This window comes from Parabacteroides sp. AF27-14 (assembly GCF_003635425.1).
Lineage (GTDB): Bacteria > Bacteroidota > Bacteroidia > Bacteroidales > Tannerellaceae > Parabacteroides > Parabacteroides distasonis.
Genome location: NZ_QTLZ01000055.1, coordinates 1 through 2798 on the forward strand (window position 1 = coordinate 1; position 2798 = coordinate 2798).

The following is a 2798-nucleotide window of genomic DNA, read 5'->3' on the forward strand; positions in this document are numbered from 1 at the left end:
ATAGGGAAAACGGTTAACGATAGGGAAAAAGATGCCTTAAAAGCCAAAATAAAGGCTTTAGAGGGGGAAAATGAACAGCTATCCGATAGACTGGGAAAGGCTATACTTGAAAAAGAGCGAAACGGCACAAAGGTATTCAAAGCCGAGAACGACAAGGAGTATTATAGACAGCAAATGGACAATGCAAGGACAACCAGTAACCGACTAAGAACGGAGAACCAAGAACTAAAGACCGAAACCAAGGAATTGAAAAAAGAACTTGGTAAGATGAAAGACTTGTTCAATTCCGAACAACTGGAGGCTTTAAGGCATCATTTCCCAAACATATCAAAAGCTATGGAAGAGGGGAAAGACCTACTCAAGCAAATCACCAGAAGCAGAGGTTTCGGCATGGGTATGTAACCCCCCCCCCGCCCCCAAAGGGGGAGCGACCAAACGGCAGCTTCACTCAATGGAGTGTTACGCCGTTCGGGTTCGGAAGAAATTTTGCAGGGTTCGAAAAACGGTTGTGTGCTTATTCGAAAAAAAGTTTATGGTGTGGGCGCTCGTCGGGACGGGTGGTCCCGCCCCTTGCCGCTGGGCGCTCCCCGACCGATGATTTTTTAAGTAGTTGATTATATGCCGTTTTTAGGGTATAATAAGAACTTAAGAAATAGAATAAGTTAAGTAGTTGATACTCAATATAGGGTATTTTCCATATTGGAAAATCTGATTTTCCATATTAGAAAGTCACTCTTTCCTATTAGATGTTAAAAAGGAAAATATATTTTGCTTTTTTATTGTATTAATGGAAATTTAAATATTCCTTTGTGGAAAATCAAATTATACTTTTTCACCGATATATAGAAAGTCAAATTTGCCTAAATAGAATGTTTATGGAAAATAAGAAAGTACTCAAATTAACCGATTTTCAAAAAAACGAAGAAAACCCCTTTATGAAACAAGCAATTGAAGGGATTGAAAATCACGTTGTTAAGAAATACAAAAGTAGTACGGGAAGTGATAAAAAAGCTGTAGTTGCTGTTGCTGATACAGATACAGGAGAAGTATTCAAAACCTCGTTTATCCGACAAATAGAAGTAGATGAAGAGCAATTTGCAAAACTATACCTTGCGAATTTTGCCGCTTTTTTCAATCTATCACAATCAGCTATTCGGGTTTTCGGGTATATTCTAACTTGCATGAAGCCTAAGAATGATATGATAATTTTCGATAGGCGAAAATGCTTAGAATACACCCAATACAAATCAGACAAAGCCATATACAAAGGATTGGCAGAGCTCGTACAAAGTGAAATCATAGCAAGAGGTCCAAACGAATATAATTGGTTCATTAATCCGTTGATTGTCTTTAATGGGGATAGGGTTTCATTTACAAAAACATACGTTCGGAAAAAGACTTTAGCTGCCCAAAAGAAAGAAGAAGCAGAGAAACGACAGTTATCACTTGGTTTTGATGAACTGTAACACTCCATTGAGTGAAGCTGCCGTTTGGTCGCTCCCCCTTTGGGGGCGGGGGGGGATAGATAAAGTTCCTCTATGTAAAGTTATAATGGGGGATGAAAGGCAAGGTTCGCTAACCTTACCCCGATTGTTTATGCTTCCCAGCATTCAATCTATCCCCGTTTATGGGTTTCTCTTTCACCCTACAAAGATAACCTCATGGGGGAAAAATGTCCAAGAATATGGGGTAAAAACTATCAAGTCGGTAGAAAATAAGTATCTTTGAAGTACATTTTTAGTAGAGGTACTGGTATGCCTAGACGAAGCAGATAGGCAAAAATAAAGCCGCTGGGGATGTCGGATGTCCGTCAATTAACTCCAGCGGCTTGTATTTTGGTAACTCTCCCGTATCGGTCAGCTACCGTTTGGTCAGCAACAAAGGTAGTACTTTATTGTCGCAAATCCAAATGTTTTCCCCTTTATTTGTGCATTTACAAAACATTCACTAACTTCGCACCTATGCAGTATGGTGATAGCACACTAGCACCCTAAAGGGTACGTGTGTAAGGGGACAAGCCCCCTTAACCCCCTGTCAGCCGGCTGTCACCGGCTGTTATCGATTGTCACAAAAATGTTAACTTATGGGAGCAACAAGTATTCATGTACAAGCAGTGAAGCCGGGGAGCGAGATTCACAACTTTAGGGAAAAAGAGTTGGACTATGTTCGTCCGGAACTTAGTCATTTGAATGAAAGCTGGGTTGGAGATAGCATCTCCCATCGGCTGGAGAGTGCGAAACAGAGATATTTCGATACGGTTGGGCAGAAGATGCAGACTAAAGCAGCACCCATACGGGAGGGGGTAATAGTAATCAAGCAAGAAACCACCATGCAGGAACTCCAGCAATTCGCTGCGGTCTGCAAGGAACGTTTCGGTATTGAAGCGTTTCAAATCCATATACACAAGGACGAAGGATACATGAACGCAAAGCAATGGACACCTAACCTTCACGCCCATGTAGTTTTCGATTGGACGCAGCCGAACGGGAAGAGTGTGCGTTTATCGCGTGATGACATGGCAGAACTCCAAACCATAGCATCTGAAGCACTGGGCATGGAACGTGGTGTTTCTTCTGATCGCAAACACTTATCGGCTATGCAGTACAAGACCGAATGTGCGAAAGAACAGCTTCAGGAACTATCCAACGATATATCCAGTGCGTTAGACAAGCACAAGGACGTGCAAAACCAGCTTCTTCAGCTTCAGAAAGAACTACGTTCCATTGAAACAAAGAAAAACGTCCAAAAACTCATTTCTAAGGCTTCAGAGAAGTTTTACGGCTTGATAGGGAAAACGG

General features: G+C 41.6%; 2 protein-coding genes and 1 pseudogene. All 3 read left to right on the plus strand.

From position 1 onward, the window contains the following. Nucleotides 1–402: pseudogene (locus DWY79_RS22260) on the plus strand (mobilization protein); the annotation flags it as partial. Between the two features lie 473 nt (nucleotides 403–875). Then, entirely contained in the window at nucleotides 876–1466 is a 591-nt protein-coding gene (locus DWY79_RS22265; RefSeq protein WP_008670455.1) for a hypothetical protein, read from the plus strand. Nucleotides 1467–2083: 617 nt separating this feature from the next. After that, nucleotides 2084–2798: plasmid recombination protein (locus DWY79_RS22280; protein ID WP_032530555.1), on the plus strand; the 715-nt coding region annotated here is incomplete at its 3' end.

Excerpts from the sequence above, each read along its gene's own strand:
- DWY79_RS22265 (WP_008670455.1), top strand. The coding sequence starts at position 876 with ATGGAAAATAAGAAAGTACTCAAATTAACCGATTTTCAAAAAAACGAA.